The 19,127-nt window shown below is 77.1% G+C and carries 20 protein-coding genes and 1 pseudogene; 8 read left to right on the top strand and 13 right to left on the bottom strand.

Annotation, left to right across the window (positions count from 1 at the left end; all coding sequences use genetic code 11):
- The 3 genes from ACI78S_RS07750 (at nt 1) to ACI78S_RS07740 (ending at nt 3,639) form a co-directional block, all read left to right on the top strand.
- Nucleotides 1-1,392, top strand: coding sequence for an NAD(P)/FAD-dependent oxidoreductase (locus ACI78S_RS07750; protein WP_456971856.1), 1,392 nt, complete (start codon nt 1-3; stop codon nt 1,390-1,392).
- A gap of 22 nt (nt 1,393-1,414) precedes the next feature.
- Nucleotides 1,415-2,317: a ketopantoate reductase family protein gene (locus tag ACI78S_RS07745; RefSeq protein WP_456971854.1), complete on the top strand. Its 903-nt coding sequence runs from the start codon at nt 1,415-1,417 to the stop codon at nt 2,315-2,317.
- A 140-nt stretch (nt 2,318-2,457) separates the two neighbouring features.
- Nucleotides 2,458-3,639, top strand: coding sequence for an AI-2E family transporter (locus ACI78S_RS07740; RefSeq protein ID WP_456971852.1), 1,182 nt, complete (start codon nt 2,458-2,460; stop codon nt 3,637-3,639).
- Between the two features lie 13 nt (nt 3,640-3,652).
- Here the strand turns inward: ACI78S_RS07740 and ACI78S_RS07735 are convergent, their stop codons facing one another.
- Nucleotides 3,653-5,173: a cation:proton antiporter domain-containing protein gene (locus ACI78S_RS07735; protein WP_456971850.1), complete on the bottom strand. Its 1,521-nt coding sequence runs from the start codon at nt 5,171-5,173 to the stop codon at nt 3,653-3,655.
- A gap of 105 nt (nt 5,174-5,278) precedes the next feature.
- On the opposite strand from ACI78S_RS07735, the gene ACI78S_RS07730 reads away from it, so the two are divergent.
- From ACI78S_RS07730 to ACI78S_RS07720, 3 genes and pseudogenes are all read left to right on the top strand, one after another.
- Complete coding sequence (locus ACI78S_RS07730; RefSeq protein WP_456971848.1) at nt 5,279-6,241, top strand: HAMP domain-containing sensor histidine kinase; 963 nt, start codon at nt 5,279-5,281, stop codon at nt 6,239-6,241.
- Nucleotides 6,238-6,528 (top strand): annotated as a pseudogene (locus ACI78S_RS07725) (response regulator); the annotation flags it as partial. The gene ACI78S_RS07730 and the pseudogene ACI78S_RS07725, both read left to right, overlap by 4 nt.
- Before the next feature lie 187 nt (nt 6,529-6,715).
- Complete coding sequence (locus ACI78S_RS07720) at nt 6,716-6,886, top strand: response regulator transcription factor (RefSeq protein WP_456971846.1); 171 nt, start codon at nt 6,716-6,718, stop codon at nt 6,884-6,886.
- A 7-nt stretch (nt 6,887-6,893) separates the two neighbouring features.
- Here ACI78S_RS07720 and ACI78S_RS07715 read toward each other — a convergent pair whose 3' ends face one another.
- Nucleotides 6,894-7,211: an AzlD domain-containing protein gene (locus tag ACI78S_RS07715; RefSeq protein ID WP_456971844.1), complete on the bottom strand. Its 318-nt coding sequence runs from the start codon at nt 7,209-7,211 to the stop codon at nt 6,894-6,896.
- Complete coding sequence (locus tag ACI78S_RS07710) at nt 7,208-7,924, bottom strand: AzlC family ABC transporter permease (protein WP_456971842.1); 717 nt, start codon at nt 7,922-7,924, stop codon at nt 7,208-7,210. Before ACI78S_RS07710 ends, ACI78S_RS07715 begins: the two co-directional genes overlap by 4 nt.
- 146 nt (nt 7,925-8,070) lie before the next feature.
- Between ACI78S_RS07710 and ACI78S_RS07705 the strand changes: the two genes are divergently transcribed.
- Entirely contained in the window at nt 8,071-8,685 is a 615-nt protein-coding gene (locus ACI78S_RS07705) for an N-acetyltransferase family protein (RefSeq protein ID WP_456971840.1), read from the top strand.
- Here the strand turns inward: ACI78S_RS07705 and ACI78S_RS07700 are convergent.
- From ACI78S_RS07700 to ACI78S_RS07690, 3 genes are all read right to left on the bottom strand, one after another.
- A complete protein-coding gene (locus tag ACI78S_RS07700) occupies nt 8,673-9,152 on the bottom strand; it encodes a heme-degrading domain-containing protein (protein WP_456971838.1) in 480 nt (159 codons plus the stop codon). The two genes, ACI78S_RS07705 and ACI78S_RS07700, sit on opposite strands and share 13 nt — an antisense overlap.
- A 115-nt stretch (nt 9,153-9,267) precedes the next feature.
- Nucleotides 9,268-10,812 (bottom strand): DUF6297 family protein, encoded by a 1,545-nt coding sequence (locus tag ACI78S_RS07695; RefSeq protein ID WP_456971836.1) that lies wholly within the window; start codon nt 10,810-10,812, stop codon nt 9,268-9,270.
- Nucleotides 10,813-10,865: 53 nt separating this feature from the next.
- On the bottom strand, nt 10,866-11,564 hold the full coding sequence (locus tag ACI78S_RS07690) for an ABC transporter ATP-binding protein (RefSeq protein ID WP_456971834.1): 699 nt from the start codon (nt 11,562-11,564) through the stop codon (nt 10,866-10,868).
- Nucleotides 11,565-11,637: 73 nt separating this feature from the next.
- On the opposite strand from ACI78S_RS07690, the gene ACI78S_RS07685 reads away from it, so the two are divergent.
- Complete coding sequence (locus tag ACI78S_RS07685; RefSeq protein WP_456971832.1) at nt 11,638-12,564, top strand: SDR family NAD(P)-dependent oxidoreductase; 927 nt, start codon at nt 11,638-11,640, stop codon at nt 12,562-12,564.
- Here the strand turns inward: ACI78S_RS07685 and ACI78S_RS07680 are convergent.
- The 7 genes from ACI78S_RS07680 to ACI78S_RS07650 are packed head-to-tail and all read right to left on the bottom strand — an operon-like array spanning nt 12,497 to nt 19,054.
- The gene (locus ACI78S_RS07680) at nt 12,497-13,636 is read right to left on the bottom strand and encodes a M24 family metallopeptidase (RefSeq protein ID WP_456971830.1); all 1,140 of its coding nucleotides are present in this window, start codon (nt 13,634-13,636) and stop codon (nt 12,497-12,499) included. The two genes, ACI78S_RS07685 and ACI78S_RS07680, sit on opposite strands and share 68 nt — an antisense overlap.
- Nucleotides 13,633-14,634 carry an amidohydrolase family protein gene (locus ACI78S_RS07675; protein WP_456971828.1) on the bottom strand — a complete coding sequence of 334 codons (1,002 nt, stop codon included), beginning with the start codon at nt 14,632-14,634 and terminating at the stop codon, nt 13,633-13,635. The genes ACI78S_RS07680 and ACI78S_RS07675 overlap by 4 nt, the downstream gene beginning before the upstream one ends.
- Complete coding sequence (locus tag ACI78S_RS07670) at nt 14,631-15,791, bottom strand: LVIVD repeat-containing protein (RefSeq protein WP_456971826.1); 1,161 nt, start codon at nt 15,789-15,791, stop codon at nt 14,631-14,633. The genes ACI78S_RS07675 and ACI78S_RS07670 overlap by 4 nt, the downstream gene beginning before the upstream one ends.
- Nucleotides 15,788-16,855 carry an alpha/beta hydrolase family protein gene (locus ACI78S_RS07665; protein ID WP_456971824.1) on the bottom strand — a complete coding sequence of 356 codons (1,068 nt, stop codon included), beginning with the start codon at nt 16,853-16,855 and terminating at the stop codon, nt 15,788-15,790. The genes ACI78S_RS07670 and ACI78S_RS07665 overlap by 4 nt, the downstream gene beginning before the upstream one ends.
- Nucleotides 16,852-17,610, bottom strand: coding sequence for a sulfite exporter TauE/SafE family protein (locus ACI78S_RS07660; RefSeq protein WP_456971822.1), 759 nt, complete (start codon nt 17,608-17,610; stop codon nt 16,852-16,854). Before ACI78S_RS07660 ends, ACI78S_RS07665 begins: the two co-directional genes overlap by 4 nt.
- A 2-nt stretch (nt 17,611-17,612) precedes the next feature.
- Nucleotides 17,613-18,773, bottom strand: coding sequence for a UxaA family hydrolase (locus ACI78S_RS07655; RefSeq protein WP_456971820.1), 1,161 nt, complete (start codon nt 18,771-18,773; stop codon nt 17,613-17,615).
- On the bottom strand, nt 18,770-19,054 hold the full coding sequence (locus ACI78S_RS07650; protein WP_456971818.1) for a UxaA family hydrolase: 285 nt from the start codon (nt 19,052-19,054) through the stop codon (nt 18,770-18,772). The genes ACI78S_RS07655 and ACI78S_RS07650 overlap by 4 nt, the downstream gene beginning before the upstream one ends.
- Nucleotides 19,055-19,127 lie beyond the last annotated feature (73 nt).

The following is a 19,127-nucleotide window of genomic DNA, read 5'->3' as shown; positions in this document are numbered from 1 at the left end:
GTGCCCGGTCAGGATCGCCGCTCGCTGTCGTTCTGGCACGCCTCGCTGCCCGACGGCGAGCTCGAGCGCCACCGCCCGCCGCCGGCCGGCGACACCGAGGCCGACGTGGCGGTCGTCGGCGGCGGCTTCACCGGCCTGTGGACCGCCTACTACCTGGCCCGGCGCGATCCCGGCCTGCGGGTCGTCGTCCTGGAGCGGGACTTCGCCGGGTTCGGCGCCTCGGGGCGCAACGGCGGCTGGGTGTCGGGGCTGCTGCCGGTCTCGCTGGAGACGGTGGCCGCGGCGTCGTCCCGGGACGCCGCGCTGGCCTGGCAGCGCGCCGCCGAGGAGACCGTCGACGAGGTGCTCCGGGTGGCCGCCGCCGAGGGCATCGACGCGCACGCCGACAAGGGCGGCTACCTGCGGCTGGCCACCTCCGAGCTGCAGGCCCGGCGGCTGCGCGCGGCGGTCGCCCGCGCCCGCGACCGGGGGCTGGGGGAGGACGACCTGCGCTGGCTGTCCCGAGCCGAGGTGCGCGAGCGGGTGGCCGCCGACGGCGCGCACGGCGCCACCTACACCCCGCACTGCGCCGCCGTGCACCCGGCGCGGCTGGTCCGCGGCCTGGCCGACGCCGTCGAGCGGCGCGGGGTCGTGCTGCACGAGGGCACCCCGGTGACGGCGGTGGAGCCGCACCTCGCGCGCACGCCCCACGGCGACGTGCGGGCCCGGTTCGTCGTCCGCGCGACCGAGGGCTTCACCCCGTCGCTCTCCGGGCACCGCCGCGCGCTGGTGCCGGTCTACTCGCTGATGCTGGCCACCGAGCCGCTGCCCGACGCGTTCTGGGCCGAGGTCGGGTGGGCCGGGCGGGCCACCCTCAACGACGACCGCCGGCTGCTGGTCTACGGCCAGCGCACCCGCGACGGCCGGATCGCCTTCGGCGGGCGCGGCGCCCCGTACCGCTTCGGCTCCCGGATCGACCCGGCGTCGGAGCGGGCGCGCGGGGTCCACGAGCAGCTGCGGCGCAGCCTCGTCGGGCTCTTCCCGGCCCTCGCCGACGCGACCGTGACCCACCGCTGGGGCGGGCCCCTGGGCGTGCCCCGCGACTGGTGGCCCTCGGTGACCCTCGACCGGGCGACCGGCCTGGCGGCGGCCGGCGGCTACAGCGGCGACGGGGTCGCCCTGACCAACCTGGCCGGGCGCACGCTCGCCGACCTGATCTGCGGTGAGGACTCCGCGATCACCCGGCTGCCGTGGGTCGGCCACCGCTCGCGGCGGTTCGAGCCGGAGCCGCTGCGCTGGGTGGGCGTGAACGCCGGCTTCCGGCTGGCCGCCCTGGTCGACGCGCGGGAGCGGCGGACCGGCCGGCCGGCGGCGCTGCTCGACCGCGCGATGACGACGCTGACAGGGCACTGACCGCGGGGCTACGGTGCCGGCCGTGGACGCCGTCGCGGTGCTCGGCCCGGGTGGGGTGGGCGGGCTGCTGGCCGCGGCCCTCGCCCGGCGGGGGACGGCGGTGACCTGCCTGGCCGGGGCCCGGACCGCCGCGGTGCTGCGGGAGCGGGGCATCGGGGTGCGCAGCGGCCTGCTCGGCGACTTCGCCGTCCGGGTGGACGCCGCGGAGCGGCTCGAGGCACCGGTGGACGCCTGCCTGGTCACGGTCAAGGCGACGCAGCTCGACGCCGCGCTCGACCGCGTGCCGCCCGAGGTGCTCGGCGGCGCGCTGCTCGTGCCGTTCCTCAACGGCGTCGAGCACATGGCGGTGCTGCGCCAGCGCTACCCGCGGGCCGCGGTGGTGGCCGGCACGATCCGGGTGGAGGCCAGCCGGGTCGCTCCGGGGGAGGTCCGCCACGACAGCCCGTTCGCCCGCGCCGAGCTCGCCCCACCAGCGGCGCTGCGCGACCGCGCCGAGGAGCTGGCCGGCGACCTGCGCGCCGCGGGCGTCGACACCACCGTGGTCGACGACGAGCGGGCGGCGCTCTGGGGCAAGCTCGCCTTCCTGGCCCCGTTCGCGCTGCTCACCACGTACGAGGCGGCGCCGGTGGGAGAGGTCCGCGACCGCCGCCCCGACGACGTCGCCGGCGTCGTCGGAGAGGTGGCCGCCGTGGCGCGGGCCGAGGGCGTGCCGGTCGACCCCGACGGCGTCGTCGGGTTCTTCGCCGGGCTGCCGGCCGGCATGCGCTCGTCGATGCAGCGTGACGCCGAGGCGGGCCGGCCGCTCGAGCTGGAGGCGATCGGGGGAGCGGTGCTCCGGGCGGCCGCCCGGCACGGGATCGCCGTTCCGCGCACCGAGCACCTGGTCAGCGCGCTCCGGGCCCGGACGGCGGCCGGAGCCGGGTGATCACCGGCTCGTCGCCGTCCCGATCGGCGCGTCGGCCCGTGTCGGCGGCGACGAGCCGATGATCACGGCGCTTCCCCCGCCCCGGTGACGCGCGGGCGCGCCCCCTGCCATCGCGCCGACCGGGCCTCTACCGTGCCGCCGTGGCGGGCAACGCAGCGGACGGGGCCGAGCAGGCGGCCGCGCGGCGGGAGCCGCCGTGGCTGCGCCGCGCGGTCCTCCTCGTCGTGGCCGCGGTCGCGGCCTACCAGGTCGGGGTCTGGGCCTTCACGAACCTGCGCGGCTTCCTCGGGCTGCTCTTCCTCGCCTGGCTGTTCGCGATCAGCATCGAGCCGGCGGTGCACGCGCTCGTGCGGCGGGGCGTGCGCCGGGGCGCGGCCACCGGCATCGTGCTGTTCGGGCTGGTCGTGCTCACCGTCGGCTTCTTCGCCGCCTTCGGGGCGCTGCTGGTCGACCAGGTGGCGGCCCTCGTGCGGTCGCTGCCCGACGTCGTCCGCGACGTCGTCGAGTGGGCCAACCGCACGTTCGAGGCCGACCTCGCGCCCGAGGACGTCGTCGACTCGCTGCAGCTGACCCCCGAGCGCATCCAGGACCTGGCGCAGGACCTGACACCCGGGCTCGTCGGCGTCGTCACCACGCTGATCGGCGCGGTGTTCCAGACGTTCACCTTCCTGCTGTTCGCCTACTACATGTCCGCGCAGGCGCCGGCGCTGCGCCGCAGCGTCGCCCGCCGCTTCCCGCCGCGGCAGCAGCGGGTCATCTCCACGGTGTGGGAGATCGCGGTGGAGAAGACCGGCGGCTACGTCGTCTCGCGGCTGGTCCTCGCCGTGGTCAGCGCGCTGGTGACCGCGCTCGTGCTGCTCCTCCTGGGCGTGCCCTTCTGGCTGCCGCTGGCGATCTGGACCGGCCTGGTCTCCCAGTTCATCCCCACGATCGGCACCTACCTCGCGATCGGCCTGCCGGCGCTGGTCGCGCTCGCCGTCGACCCCTTCGACGCGCTGTGGGTCGTCGTGTTCGGCACCGTCTACCAGCAGGTCGAGAACTACCTGATCGGCCCGCGCGTCACCGCCCGCACGGTCGCGATCCACCCGGCGGTCGCGCTGGGCTCGGTGATCGCCGGCGCCGCCCTGTTTGGGGCGCTGGGCGCCCTGGTCTCCATCCCGGTCGTGGCGGCGATCCAGGCGGTGGTCGAGACCTACGGCCGCCGCTACGAGCTGGTCGCGGAGGATGCCGAGGAACCGGGCGGCGACGAGCCACCGCGGCGCCCGCCGGGCGGGACACCGCGGGCACGGGCACGGCCGCGGCGCCCTCGGACGTCCGGCTGACCCCGCCCGCGCGTCACGAGCCGGTGTCACCGAGCCAGTGGGCCAGCTTGCCGCTGCGGTGCACCGCGAGGATGCGCTGCTCGGTGGCCCGCCGCCGGGCCGGGTCGGTGAACACCAGCAGCACGTCGTCGGTGCGCAGCCGGGTGTGCGGGGCGACGGCGAAGGTGCGGCCCTCGCGGGACAGCAGGCCGGGGGTCGACCCGTCGGGCAGCCGCAGCTCGCTCACGTAGACGCCGTGCAGCCGCGAGCCGGGCAGCACCCGCACCTGCAGCAGGTCGGTGCCCAGCTCGTGCAGCGAGGAGGTCCCGACGTCCATGTCCAGGGGCACGGCGCGGCGCGGGCCGGGCCCGTCGTCCCCGGCCGGGAGCAGCCGGCGGGGGAGCAGCCGGCCCAGCCGCGGGGCGGCCGAGGCCGCCAGCGGCCCCAGGAGGCCCAGCACCAGCACGTAGCCGGCGGCGAACGACCCGATCCGCGGGTCGAGGCCGCCGGCCACCGCCAGCGCGGCCAGCACCAGCGAGAACTCACCGCGGGTGAGCACGGTGAACCCGATGGTCGCGGCGCGGGCACGGCCGAAACCGTGCAGGCGAGCGGCGACCACGCCCGCGGCGACCGCGAGCACGGTCGTGGTGACCACGGCCGCCAGGACCTGCGGCAGCACGTCGACGACGTCGTCGACCTCGATGGTGAGACCGAAGTGGAAGAAGAAGATCGCCCCGAAGCCGTCGCGCAGCGGGTGGGTGAGCGACCGCAGCCGCCTGGCCGTGGGGGTCGCGGCCAGGATGAGCCCGATCATGAACGCGCCGATCGCGTCGGAGACGCCGAGCCGCTCGCCGAGCCCCGCGGTGCTGATGGCCAGGCCGAGCGCGAGCACCACGACGATCTCCTCGTCCTTGGTGCCGATCAGCCGGCTGACCTGCCGGGTGCCGTGCCGGGCCACGACGGCCAGGACGACGAGGAACCCGAACGCCGTGGCGATGCCGAGGACCGCCTCCAGCGGGGTCTCGGCGCCGCCGAGCACCGGCTGCAGCAGCGCCAGGTAGAGCGCGAGGAACAGGTCCTCGAGCACGATGATCCCCAGGACGACCCGCGTCTCGGGGTTGCCCAGCCGGCGGTTCTCGACCAGCAGCTTGGTGACGACCGCCGACGACGAGATGCCCACGATCCCGGCCAGCACGAACGCCTCGCGCACGCCCCAGCCGAGCGCGAGGCCCAGCGCCAGCCCGCCGCCGACGTTGAGGCCCAGGTACACCGCGGCGGCCAGCGCCAGCCGCCGCCCGCCCGCGGCGAGCTGGTCGAGGGAGAACTCCAGGCCCAGGTAGAAGAGCAGGAACACCAGGCCGAGCTGCGCGATCAGGTCCAGCTCGGCCGGGTCGCGCACCAGGTCGAAGCCGGGCGTGTGCGGGCCCAGCAGCACGCCGGCCAGCATGAACAGCGGGATGGTGGGCAGTCCGACGGGGACGCCGATGCGCGCGAGCACGCCGCAGACGAGCAGGGCGCCGCCCAGCACGACCAGGGCGTCGGGATCGTGCGGCACCTGCCGGATCCTCTCCGCGCGGGCGCGGGCGCCGGTATGGGTGGCGGACCCCATTTCCGCCCCGCGTGCTGGCCCCGGGCGCCGGTCGTGCCGGAGGCTGCGGGGGTGGGGCTCTCGCTGTTCGCCCGGGTGTGCCTGATCAACGGGCTGGTGTTCGCCGCCGGCACGGCGGTGCTCGCCGCGTCCCCCGCCACGGTGTCGGCCCCGGTGCTGGCCACCGAGGCGGTGGTGCTCGCCGTCGGCCTCGCGGTGATGCTGCTGGCCAACGGGGCGCTGCTGCGCTCCACGCTCGTGCCGCTGGACCGCCTGCGGCGGCTGATGGAGGACGTCGACCCGGTCACACCGGGGCAGCGGCTGCCGGAGTCGCACAACGGCGCGGCCGCCGACCTGGTGCGCAGCTTCAACGCGATGCTGGCCCGGCTGGAGGCGGAGCGGGCGGCGAGCGCGGGGCAGGCGCTGGCGGCCCAGGAGGCCGAGCGGCAGCGGGTGGCGCAGGAGCTGCACGACGAGGTCGGGCAGAGCCTGACCGCGGTGCTGCTCGGCCTGCGGCGCGTCGCCGACCAGGCGCCGCCCGGGCTGGCGCCCGAGGTGCTGGTGGTCCAGGAGGCCGCCCGGGCGGCGCTCGACGAGGTGCGGGAGGTGGCCCGCCGGCTGCGGCCGGGCGTGCTCGAGGACCTCGGCCTGGTCAGCGCCCTCACCTCGCTGGTCACCGACCACGCCCGCCTGACCGGAGCGCAGGTGTGCCGGACGTTCGGCTCCTCGGTCCCGCCGCTGGGCGCGGAGACCGAGCTGGTGCTCTACCGGGTGGCGCAGGAGGCCCTCACCAACGTCGCCCGGCACGCCGGCGCGCGGCACGTGCAGGTCGCGCTGGCCCGCACGCTGCCCGGCGACGCCGTGGTGCTGCGGGTGGTCGACGACGGCCGGGGCGTCGGCGACGCCTCGCCGGGCGCGGGGATGCGCGGCATGCGGGAACGGGCGGTGCTCGTCGGCGGCACGCTCACGATCCGGCCGCACCCCGAGGGCGGCACCGACGTGCAGCTGCTCGTCCCGCTGGAGCGCTCGGCGTGACCCCCACCCGGATCCTGCTGGCCGACGACCACGCGCTGGTCCGCCGCGGCGTGCGGCTGATCCTGGAGAGCGAGCCCGACCTCACCGTGGTCGCCGAGGCCGGCGGCGGGCGGGAGGCGCTGGCCCTGGCGAGGGTGCACGACGTGGACCTGGCGGTCCTCGACGTCGCGATGCCGGGCCTGACCGGCCTGCAGGCGGCGCGCGAGCTGTCGCGGCGGCCCTCGCCGCCGCGGATCCTGCTGCTGTCGATGTACGACAACGACCAGTACTTCTTCGAGGCGCTCAAGGCGGGGGCCAGCGGCTACGTGCTCAAGTCGGTGGCCGACCGCGAGCTGGTCGAGGCCTGCCGCGCGGCGATGCGCGACGAGCCGTTCATCTGCGCCGGCGCGCTCACCGCCCTGCTGCGCGAGTACCTGCGGCGCCCGCGCCGGCGGCCCCCTGCCCGAGAGCCTGCTCACCGCCCGGGAGTCGGAGGTGGTCAAGCTCATCGCCGAGGGCCGGTCCTCCCGCGAGATCGCCGACCTGCTCGTCATCAGCGTCAAGACGGTGGAACGGCACCGCGCGAACGTGCTCGCCAAGCTCGAGCTGCGTGACCGCACCCAGCTGACCCGCTACGCGGTGCGTGCCGGCCTGGTCGAGCCCTGAGCGCGGCTCACACCAGCGCGGCCGCGGCCGCCACCAGCCCGTAGGCGCAGCCACCGGCGAGCACGACCCGCACCATCGACCGCCCGCGCCAGGCCAGCACCCCGCCCACCGCCACGGCGACGAGGACGGCGGGGTCGGCACCGCCGGTCCCGCCCCCGACCACCGCCGGCACCACCAGCGCGGCGACGGCGCCGGCGGCGGCGTGCCGCAGCAGCTGCGCGCTCCGCTCGCCCAGGCCGGTCCGCGCGACGGCGAGCACCGGCAGCAGCCGGAAGGCCAGGCTGAGCCCGCCGACGACCAGGACGGCGGTCCACACGCCGCTCACGTCCGCGCCCGCCGGGGCGCGCCGCCCGCCAGCCCGCCGGCGAGCGCGGCCGCCGCCATGGCCGGGAGCACCTCGGCCCCGGGCACGACGGCGTGCACCGCGAGCGCGGTCCCGGCGCCGGCCACGACGGCGACGACCCCACCCGGCAGCCGCAGGTGCGGGACGACCAGCACGACCAGGCACAGGGGCACGGCGACGGCGAGGTGCGTCGCGACGCCGTCGACCCGGCCCACCACGGAGCCCGCCGTGACCGCCGCCCCCCAGCCGAGGGTCACGGCGATCGCCGCCCCCGCGTAGTGCGTCCGCGCGCCCTCCGGCGGCGCCCCGCTGCGGCGGCGCTGCTCGGCCACCGCCCACGTCGGCTCGACCACCGTCGCCGCGCCCAGCACCTTCGACCACAGCGGCGCCCCGGCCCACAGCGGGGCCAGCGCGCCGGCGTAGACCAGCAGCCGCGCGTTGACCAGCGCCGCGGCCAGCACCGCCGTCCACACCGGTGCGCCGTCGGCGAGCAGCTGCAGCAGGGCCAGCTGCGCGCTGCCGCTGTAGAGCAGCAGCGTGCCGGCCCACGCCGCGACCGGGTCGGCGCTGGCCCCCACCGCGGCACCCACGGTCAGCCCGAAGGGCGCGAGGCCCACCACGAAGGGCACCGCCGCCCGTGCACCGGCGAGCAGACCGGTCCCGGTGCGGACGGGGAGCGGCAGCAGCGAGGTCATGGCCGGAGGGTGGCCGTCGCGCCTTCCCCGATCCTTCCGCGGCGCCCCCGCGCGGTGGCAGCGCCGCGGAAGGTCCGCGACAGACGCCGTCGGCAGCCTCTCCCGCAGCCCGGCACCCCACCGTCGGCCGGGCGGAGGAGGTCGACATGATCACGCTCACGACGGCCGCCGACGGCGCGCCGGCGCTCGAGGTCGTGGACCGGCGCGGGCTGTCGCTGCCGCGCGTGGTCGTCCGCCCGCTGGCGCACGGCGAGACCGGGCCGGTCCAGGCGGTGTTCGACGGGATGTCGGCGCACTCCCGGCGGATGCGCTTCCTGGCGCCGGTGCCGGCGCTTCTGCCCTCCGTGCTGCGCGCGCTGACCGACGTCGACCACGACCGGCACGGCTGCTGGGTGGCCGAGGTCGACGGCGAGCCGGTCGGCATCGGCCGCTACATCCGCGACGCCCGCGACCCGGAGATCGCCGAGATCGCCCTCGAGGTGGTCGACGGCTACCAGGGCCTGGGCATCGGCCGGCTGCTGGTCGACGTCGTCGGGGTCGCCGCGGGCGACGCCGGCGTGCGGTTGCTGCTGTGGCTGATGGACGCGCACAACCTGCGGGTCCGGCAGCTGGCCGCGCCGCTGCGCGGCCGCTTCGCCCGCGACGGCGACGAGCTGGAGGGCACCACCCCGCTGCCGCCCGTGCCGGAGGTGGAGGCCGCCCGCATCGCCCGGTGCGCGCGGATCGCCCGCTGCCGCGCCGCCGCGGCTCAGGCGGCCTGACCCGCCAGGTGCGCCCGGATCGCCGCGACCACCGTGCGGTGGTCGTCCAGCTGCGGCAGCCCCGAGACGACGACGGCGCCGACCGGGCCGACCGACCGCACCAGGACGGGGAAGGCGCCGCCGTGCGCGGCGTAGCGCTGCGGGTCGAGCCCGAACTCCTCCTCGAAGGTGGTGCCGCGCTCGACGCTGGCCTGGCGCACGAGCAGGCTGCTGTGCCCGAAGCGGTGCACCACCCGCGTCTTGCGCTCGATCCACGAGTCGTTGTCGGGGGTGGCGCCGGTCAGCGCCGCCTTGAACAGGCCGTGGCCGTTGCGGCTGATCGCGATCGCCACCGGCAGCCGGTCGCGGCGGGCGGTAACCACCAGGGCCGACCCGAGCTCCCAGGCGTCGTCGTTGGTGAACGAGGCGAACTGCAGCTCGGCCTCCTCGGCGGCGAGCTCGGCGACGGTGGGGAAGGTCTCGGCCATGCCGCTCTTCCTAGCGGTCGCAGGGTGTCGCCGCGGACACCGGGGTCCGTCCCGGACGACGCACCTCGCGGCGGGGGTACGTCGTCGACACCCCGACCACCTGGGCCGAGCGGCCTCAGGCCGGCGCGTCCGCCCGGTGCGCCAGCAGCGCCAGCGCCCCCGCCGCGAGCAGGAGCGACCACCCCAGCTGCCCGGCCACCAGCGCGGGAGCGGGCACGCCCTGCAGCAGCGCCAGGAGCAGCGGGAGGCTGCCCACGAGCCCGACGTCCACCCCCTGCACCAGGGTGGCCCCGACGCCGACCGGGACCGGACCGACGGGCGTGGCCATGACCGGCCCCGCCCAGTCGAGCTCCGGGCGGTAGGCGCCGCGCAGCGCGGCGGCGGCCCAGACCGGCGCGCTCGCGAGACCGAACAGCGTCCACGCGCCGAGGCCCCCGGTGCCGACCCCGAGCAGCAGCCCGGTGCACCCGCAGACCAGCGTGCCCAGCACCAGCGGGACCACCGCCCGCGCCCGGACCGCCTCCGCGGCCGACAGGGGGAGCAGCCGGTCGAGCTCCGGCGCCGCCTGGGCCTCCCGGCCCGCCCGTCCGGCCGCCACGGCGGCGAGGGACCAGCCCAGCACGCAGGCGGTCCACACGGCGACGGGGATCGCACCCAGCCCCTCCGTGCGGGCCACCAGCACGGGGACGCAGACGGCGACGGCGAGCTGGCCCAGCTGCCAGCGCCCCCGGGCCAGCCCCGTCAGGTCCCCGGCGACCACGGCCGTCCGGGGACCGCGGACCCAGCGGAACCGCCGCCCGGCCCGCGGCTCCCGCGGCCGGCCGGAGAGCGCCCGGCCCAGGTCGCGGGTGTCGAGGGAGAGGAACGAGGCCGCGGCGAACTGCGCGGTCACCCCGTGCGCGCGCAGCCGCCCGGCGTCGAGCCGGTCCAGGCCTCGGGCGGCGGCGACCAGCAGAACCGCGGCCGCCGCGGCGACCGCGCCGAGGGTCCACGACGGCGGGGCGACCGCGCCGAGGGTCCACGACGGCGGGGCGAGCACCTCGGGCACGACCGGCGGGTCCAGGCCGAGCGCCCCCGCCGTGCCCCACGCGGCGGCGGCTCCCGCGGCGAGCACCGCGACGGCCCCGGCGGCGGCAGCCGGCCCGCCGCCGCGCCCCCGCGTCTGCAGCAGCGCCGCGGCCCCCACCGCGGCCGCGGCGACCGACGCCGCCCAGCCCAGGCCGACGGCCACGGTGCCGACCGCCGGGTCCGGCGGCACGGTGAGGGCCACCGGCAGCGCGAGCAGCAGCGCGGCGCCGACGACGGCGGCCGTGGTGCGCGCCAGGTCGCCGCGCAGCAGGCCCCGGCGGTCGGCCGGCAGGGGCAGCCACCACGCCGCGGCGGCCGGTGTGGCGCTCACCGGGCCGAGCCGGGCGAGCACCAGCACGAGCCCCGCGAGGGCCAGGACGGCGGCCGCCGCGGTGGCGGCCGCCGCCGGCAGCCCCGCGCCCCCGGCCGGGGCCGCCGCCGCGACGACGCGCTCGCGCAGCCAGGACAGCACGCCCGCGGCCACCGCCAGCACTACCGCCGCCGAGGCCAGGTTGCCCACCGCCTCCCAGAGGCGGGTCAGCAGCGAGGTCTCGGCGCGGGCCGCGGCGGCCCGCCGGGTGAGCGCGCGCACGCCCGCCCCGCTGAGCGCGCTCCCCGCCCGGGTGAGCGGTCCGACGGCCGAGCTCACAGCGCGCCGAGGAAGGCGACGGCGGCCTGCGGGTCGGCCGGCCGGCACGCGTCGTCGTCGACGAGGAGCACCTCGTCGGCGAGGGCGGCCACCAGCCCGGCGTCGTGGCTGGCGAACACAACGGCCGCCCCGTCGTCGCGCCGCCGCGCCAGCCGCGTGCCCAGCCGCGTGCGCATGCCCTGGTCCAGGCGACGCTCCGGCTCGTCGAGCAGCAGCAGCCGGGCCGGCCGCACGAACGACGCCGCGAGGGCCAGCCGTCGCCGCTGCCCCGAGGAGAGGTGGGACGGCAGCGTGTCGATGCGGTCGTCCAGCCCGAACGCCGCCACCTCGGCGGCCACGACGGCGTCGGCGTCGACCACACCGTGCCCGCGGGCGGTGAGCAGCAGGTGCTCCCGGCCGGTCAGCGCCGCGAAGAAGGCGTCGTCGTCCAGGACGGCGGCGACGTCCCGGCGGAAGTCCGCCCGGCGCTCGTCCACCGCGGCCCCGTCGAAGGTCACCGTCCCCGCCAGCGGGGGGAGCAGCCCGGCGAGCGTGCGCAGCAGCGTCGACTTCCCGGCCCCGTTGGGCCCCACGACGGCCACCGCCCGGCCGGGCGCGACCCGCAGGTCGACCGGCGCGCAGACCGGGTTGCCGCCGTAGCCCACGAGCAGCCCGTCCGTCACCATCAGGGCGGCCGCTCCCGTTCCAGAACCCATCGGAGCCCAACCTAGCCGCCGCCCCGGGCCCGGATCCGTTGCCGCGCGTCGGGCCGGGTGCTACCCAGACCCGGTGCGCGGGCGCGCGTCGCGGGGTCTCGGGCGGGCCACCGGGTGGCTGCCGCCGCCCGAGCCGGGCACGGTCGCGCTCGTCACCGGGGCGTCGTCGGGGATCGGCGCCGAGCTGGCCCGCGAGCTCGGCCGGCGGGGGTACGAGCTCGTCCTCGTCGCCCGCCGCCGCGCGCGGCTGGAGGAGCTGGCCGCGGAGCTGGCGCGCGCCGGGACCGCGGCCACCGCGCTGCCCTGCGACCTGACCGACCCGGCCGACCGCGAGCTGCTGGCCGCCGCCGTCCGGGAGCGCGGCTGGACGGTCGCGGTGCTGTGCAACGTGGCGGGCGCGGCGCGGCCGGGGCGCGTGGCCGTCGTCCCGGTGACCGACCTGGTGGCGCAGCTCCGGCTCGACGTCGAGGCGGCCGTGGACCTCTGCGGCCGGTTCGTCCCGGCGATGGCGGCCCGGGGGAGCGGCGCCGTGCTCACGGTCTGCTCGCTGTCCGCGTTCGCCCCCTGGCCGGCGATGGCGGCCTACGCCGCGTCCAAGGCGGCCGCGCTGTCCTTCACCGAGGCGCTGCACGTGGAGGTCCGGCGGTCCGGCGTCGCGGTCACCGCGGCCTGCCCCGGCTTCGTGCGCACCGGCTTCGTCGCGGCGGCGGGGCTGACCGCGGCCGCGGCGCGGACGCCCGGCTGGCTCTGGGACGACCCGGCGGCGGTCGCCCGGCACGCGGTGCGCGCGCTGGACCGCAACCGGCGGGTCGCCGTCCACTCGGCGTTCTACCGCTCGGGCGCCCTGGCGCTGCGGTTGCTGCCGCACGGCCCGGTCCTCGCCGCCCTGGACCGCTGGACGCCGTTGCGCGACGCCGAGGTCGCCGGCGGCGTCAGCGCGGGCCGCCCCGCAGCAGGCCGGCCGGGAAGGCGTGCAGTGAGCGGGCACCGTCGGCGGTGATCTCGAACAGCTCGCCCGTCTGCACGCCGGCCCGCAGGTCCGGCGTCACCACGTTCGGCTGGACGACGACGGTCATCCGCTCGGCCAGCGGCTCGGCGTGCACGCCGGTCGCCGGGCCGCGGTGGCTGAGCACCGGCGGCAGGTAGCCGCCGCCGAAGCCGTGCACCAGGTCGTCGAGGGTGGTGAACCCGGCGTCGAGGACGACGTCGGCCGCGGCGAGCAGCTCGGCCGGCAGCACGCCGGGGCGCAGCCGGGCGGTGATCGCGGCCAGCGCCGCCTCGGCCACCTCGTGCAGCTCCCGGTACAGCGGCGTCGGCTCGGCCTCGACGGTGACGCTGCGCAGCAGCTGCCCCGGGTAGTCGCTGCCCCAGGTCGTGGACAGCTCGAACAGCACGATCGAGCCGCGCTCCAGCCGCCGGTCGGTCGGCCACTGGCCGGGCGCGGGCCGGTCGGGGTCGGCCATGGAGGTGGCGGCGACGTAGTGGATGTGGTTGGTCGCCCCGGTGCGCACGTAGGCGCCCTCGACGGCGGCGACCAGGTCGAGCTCGGTCGCGCCCGGGACGGCGGCGGCGACCAGGGCGGCCGCGGAGTCGTCGGTGAGCGCGGCCGCGTGCCGCAGCACCGCCAGCTCCTCGTCGCTCTTCACGCTGCGCAGCCGCGTGTGGTCGGCGTCCAGCGGCACGACGGCGCCGAGGCCGGCGAGCGCCGCGTGCAGCCGCACCGGCACCGGGCCGATCGTGCCCAGCCGCGCCGTCGGCCCGCCGGCGCGCAGCGCCGCGACGACGGTCTCCTCGGTGCGCTCGCCGGTGCCGGCGACGTCGGCGTCCCGGGCCAGCCGGCGGGCGTTGGGCACGTGGTTGGGGAAGCCGACGAACAGCTGCGGCCGCCGCCCGGCGCGCAGGACGACGACCGCCTCGCGGGTGACCGGCCAGCCGGTCAACCACGGCACCGCGCTGCCGAACCGGTTGGCGCCGTACACGACGACCGCGTCGAGGTCGTGCCGCCGCGCGACCGCGTCCAGGCGCCGCCGGCGGTCGGCGAGCTCGGCGTCGCTGAACGACGGGCCGCTCACCGGCGCACCCCGTCGAGCACGGCGGTGAGGTTGCCCTGCAGGATCGCGTGCCGCTCCCGGTCGTCGAGGCCGGCCACCGCCGCCAGGGCGCGGACCGGCTCGGGCTCGCCCATGACGAACGGGTAGTCGCTGCCCAGCACCACCCGGCCGGCGCCGACGACGTCGACCAGCAACCGCAGCGAGGCCGCCGAGTGCAGCACCGTGTCGAAGTAGACCGAGCGCAGCCACTCGCCGGGGGAGCGGGTGAGGTGCTCGGCGGCCCCACGCGCGCCGGTGGCGAAGGCGCGGTCCCAGCGGCCGATCTGGTACGGCGCGAAGCCGCCGCCGTGCACCACGCACAGCTGCAGCCGGGGGTGGCGCTCGAGCACGCCGCCGAACACCAGGTGCCCGAGGGCGATGGTGGACTCGGCGGGGTTGCCCACCAGGTTGTTCAGCCCGTACCGGGAGACGTGCCGGCCGGCGAGCGAGGCGTAGGGGTGGACGACGAGCAGGCAGCGCAGCTGCTCGGCGCACGCCCAGAACGGCTCGAGCGAGGGGTCGTCCAGCTCCGCGCCGTCCACGGTGGTCGCGATCTCCGCGCCGACCATCCCGAGCGTGGTGACGGCGCGGCGCAGCTCCTCGGCGGCGAGCTCCGGGGCCTGCAGGGGGACGGTGGCCAGCGCGCGGAAGCGGTGCGGGGCCTCGGCGACCGTGGCCGCCAGCCCCTCGTTGAACATCCGCGCGTACCGGGCGCCGCCGGGCGCGTCCAGGGCGTAGGCGGCGAGGTCGATCCAGCTCGACAGCACCTGCACGTCCACGCCGGTCGCGTCCATCGCCGCCAGCCGCCGGGGGAGGTCGAGCAGCCCCGGCACCATCGGCTGGGTGCGCACCCGGCCGGCGATCGTCGCCGCCCACCGGCCGTCGACCTGCGCGACCTCGATGCCGTACCGGCCGCCCTCGGCCCGCAGCGTCTCGAGAACGCCCACCGGCACGCAGTGGGCGTGGACGTCGATGCTCACAGGCTCGCGTCGGCCATGCGCCCGGCCAGCTCGTCGTCGGGCTCAAGCCGGTACACGCCGCCGTTGACCCGGTCGGTGACCCAGATGTCGTGGCCGGCGCCGACGAAGACGTCGTTGATCTGCGGCGCCTGCTGGCCCGGCGGCGTGTCGGGCAGCCAGTGCGCCACCTCGACCGGGTGCTCGGCGTCGGTGACGTCGTAGACCCGCAGCCCGGCGTTGAAGTACGTGCAGAACACCAGGGTGGCGCTGCGGTAGGTGCCGGGCCGGTTCTCGTGCAGGTTGTGCGGGCCGAAGCGCAGGCCGTGGTCGTAGAACTCGTCCGGCGGCGGCGGGCAGATCCCCACCACCCGGGGCGCGGTGGGGTCGGCCACGTCGACGACCCGTACGTGGTGCGGCTCGCCGGCGCGGCCGTCGGTGACCACCTCGTCGGTGACCACCAGCAGGTCGCGGCCCGCCAGCGGCAGGCAGGTGTGGGTGTCGCCGCCGGGCTCCCAGTTCAGCGTGGCCAGCTGCTTCGGGTTGGACCGGTCGGCGATGTCGAGCACCACCAGGCCGGCGTCGCCGTAGCCGAGGTAGGCGCGGTCGCCGTCGACGAGCGCGTGGTGGGCGGCGTACCGCTTGCCGGCCGGCCAGGTCGGCTCCTCGCCGGCGGCCACGTGCTGCCCGGGCCACCACCAGCGACCGGCCTCGACGGGGTTGCGCGGGTCGGCCAGGTCCACGACCACCCAGATGCGGTCGTCGAACCCCTCGGGGATCGCGGAGACGTAGGCGTACCGGCCGCCCTCCCACACGATGCGGTGCACGCCCTTGCCGGTGGAGTCGAACCAGCCGACCTGCCGCGGGTCGAACGGGTCGGCGAGGTCGTAGACGGCCATGCCGGCGCTGTACGGGTCGCCGCCGCGGAACTGCTCGTGGTTGACCAGCAGCAACCCGTCGGCCACCTGCACCTTGTGGGTGTGGCTGCCGTGGGGGGCCCGCCACTGCTCCACCAGGCGCAGCCGCGTCGGGTCGGAGGCGTCCAGCACGCTGGTGCCCATGCCGCTCGGGCCGAAGTGCCCGACGTAGACGGCGTCGCCGGCGCGCATCACCTGCATGCCGTCGCCGTGGCCGCCGAGGTCGGACTGCGCGACGGTGCGCAGGTGCAGGGCGTCGGTCATGACGTGCCTCCCAGGCGGTCGCGGACCCAGTCGGCGACCGCGGGGCGCACGACGGGGGCCAGGTTGTTGCACGAGTGGTTGCCGTCCGGCTCCAGCCGCACGGTGGCGCGCTCGCCGAGGGCGGCGGCGATGCGGTGCGCGTGCCCGGCCCGGATGACCCGGTCCTGCTCGCCGTGGACCACCAGCACCGGCACGCGCAGCCGGTCCAGCGCGCCGTCCAGCGAGACGTCGGCCAGCAGCGCGCGGGCCGCCGCCTCGTCGCCGGCCCCGACGAACTCGCGGAAGCCGTCCCGCGTCACGCCGGGCAGGTCCTCGAACGCGTGCAGGTCGTAGGGCCCGGCGATGTCGACGACGGCGGTGAGGCCGGGCAGCCGCGGCGCGTGCCGCAGGGCCAGGTAGCCGCCGAAGCTGGTGCCGACGACGGCGACCCGGCCGACGTCCACGCCGGCGAGCCCGGCGAGCGCCTCGCCCACGCAGGCCATCGCCGTCCCGTAGAGCTCGTCGCGGAACGGCGCGGAGCGCGCCCCCTCGCCCTGGCCCGGCCCCTCGACCGACAGGGTCGCCACCCCGCGGCGCAGGAAGTAGGGCTCGTAGGTGCTGAACTGCTCCTTGGTCGACTCCAGCCCGGGGACCAGCACGGCCAGGCCGGGGCGCCCGCCGCCGCGCGGCACGCGCAGGTAGCCGACCACCTCCCGGCCCTCGCCGTACGGGACGACGGTCCGCACGGCGGGCGGGTCGAGCAACGGCGCCGCCTCCCGGTAGACCGCGGCCATGCGGCCCTGCAGCGCCGCGCGCCGCGGCGGGTCGTCGGTGAGCACGAACGAGGCGAACTGCAGGGTGAGCGCGGCCCGGCGCAGGTGCTCGGCGGCGGTCACCCGGTGCCCCGCGGCCAGCGCGGCGCGGCCGAGGTCCTCGTAGCGGTCGGCGGCCTGCGTCCACGCCGGCGCCCAGTCGGGCCAGTCGTCGACGGCGGCGAGGGTGCGCCGCAGGTCGAAGAAGTCGATGCCGTTGGCCAGGAAGCGCGGGTACCAGTGCGCGACGACCTCGTCCACCTTGCCGGTCACGCGCCGCCCCCGCTGAAGGTGTCGTGCACGAGGGAGACCACCGACGCGGCCAGCAGCACGAGGACGACGCGCTGGAACGTCCGCGGCGAGAGCCGGCGCGCGGCCGCCGTCCCCAGCGGCAGGAACGGCAGGATCGGCAGCAGCGCCAGCAGGCTCTGCCCCAGCCGCTCCGGCGTGTACAGGCCGACCGCGGCCAGGGTGACCGCCGAGACGGCGGAGAAGACCAGGTAGAGCGAGGAGACCGCGAACACGTAGGCACGCGGCGGCAGGCCGAAGCCGTGCAGCCAGGTGGTGACCAGCGGCCCGGAGATGCCGGTGGCCCCCTGGAGCCCGCCGGCCACCAGGCCCACCGGCGGGCTGGCCACCCGGGTGACCCGGGCGGGGATCGTGAAGCCGGGGCGCAGCAGGGCCACGGTGATGTAGCCGACGATCACCGCGGCGAGGACGCCGGAGAGGATGCGGCCGTCGAGCGAGGTGAGCAGGAAGGTGCCGGCCACCGCGCCGACCGTGCCCGCCGCGAGCAACCCGGGCAGGTCGCGGGTGCGGCCCGCCTCGGCGCGGTGGGTCCACACCAGCCAGCCGTTGGCCACCACGCCGGGGATCGCCATCACCACCACCGCGTGCTCCACCCCCAGGAAGACGGCCATCACCGGGATGGCGATCTGCGGCAGACCGCCGCCGGTCGCGCCCTTGACGAACGCGCCGGCGGCGATCGCCGCCACGATGACGACGAGGTCGAGCGGCTCTGCGCCCAAGCTCAGGCGGTCCGGTGCAGCCGGGTGAGCACGAACTCCTTGTGGCCCAGCACCTCAGCGGCGCACCAGCGGCCGTTGGCCGTCGCCACGACGATGTCCTCGGTGCGGTCGGCCGCCTCGTCCAGCGTCATGTCGGCGGTGATCAGCGGCGAGACGTCGAGGTCGATGTGCTCGCTCATCGTGCGGACCGTCTTCGGGTTCGCCGTCAGCTTCAGCACCGGCACGATCGGGTTGCCGATGATGTTGCCCTGGCCGGTGGTGAACAGGTGCAGCGCGGCGCCGCCGGCGGCGAACAGCGTCACCGACTCGGCGGCGGCCGACGAGGTGTCCATGAAGTGCAGCCCGCGGCGGGTGGGCGCCTCGGCCATCTCGAGGACGCCGTCGATCTTGGCCTGGCCGATCTTCTGGATGTTGCCGAGCGCCTTCTCCTCGATCGTCGTCAACCCGCCGGCGATGTTGCCCTCGGTCGGCTGCGAGCCCAGCAGGTCCGCCTCCTGCTCGAGGATGATCCGCTGGTGCTCGTCGAAGAGCCGCTGGAACTTCTCCCGCTGCACGGGGTCGGTGATCCGGTCGGCGACGATGTGCTCGCCGCCGGTGAGCTCGGAGGTCTCGCCGAAGAAGAACGTGCCGCCGGCGCCGCTGAACCGCTCGGCGAACCGGCCGATCGTGGGGTTGGAGCCCAGACCCGACGTCGTGTCGGACTCGCCGCACTTGGTGCTGATGATCATGTCGGTGAGCGGGATCTCCTCCCGCTGCAGCGCCGTCGCGTCGTGGACCATCTGGACGGCCGCCCGGCTCGCCTGCTCGATGATCTTGAGGTCGCCGAGGCCCTCGATGGAGAAGGCGGCGACCGGCTTGCCGGTGGCGGCGATGCCCTCGGCGACCCGCCTGGTCCAGTTCGGCTCGATGCCGATGACGACGGCGGCGGCGACGTTGGGGTTGGCGCCGGTGCCGATGAGCGTGCGGAAGTGCAGGTCGAGGTCGGGGCCGAACTGCAGCCGGCCGTAGGGGTGGGGGAGGGCCATGGTGCCCTGGACCACCCGGGCCACGGCCTCGGCCGCGGCGTTGGAGATGTCGTCGACCGGCAGGACGACCACGTGGTTGCGGCAGCCGACCCGGCCGTCGGCGCGGCGGTACCCGGAGAAGGTGCGTCCCGCGCTCATGCCCAGCGCTCTCCCTTGACGTTGTGGACGTGGACGTGCTCGCCGGCCCGGATGTCGCGGGTGGCCCGGCCGATGGAGATGCCGTACTTGACGACCCGCTCACCGGCCGCGAGGTCCCGCAGCGCCACCTTGTGCCCCAGGGGCACGGCGTCGAGGACGTCGAGCTGCAGCGGCTGGCCGTTGGACTGGATCTTCCCGGGCACGGCCGGCCCGGGCTCGATGTCCCGCACCGCGACGCCGACGACGTCGTCCGGTGCGTGGACCAAGAAGTTGTGCGCCATCGCGTCCCCTCCCCGAGCGCGGCCCCTCTGCCGCGCTCCCGTGTCGGGCGCTGCCCATACAAACGTATGCGCA

Source organism: Geodermatophilus sp. SYSU D00815, assembly GCF_054050035.1.
Note: the sequence above shows the minus strand (reverse complement) of the source record. Positions and strands in the feature narration are given on the sequence as shown.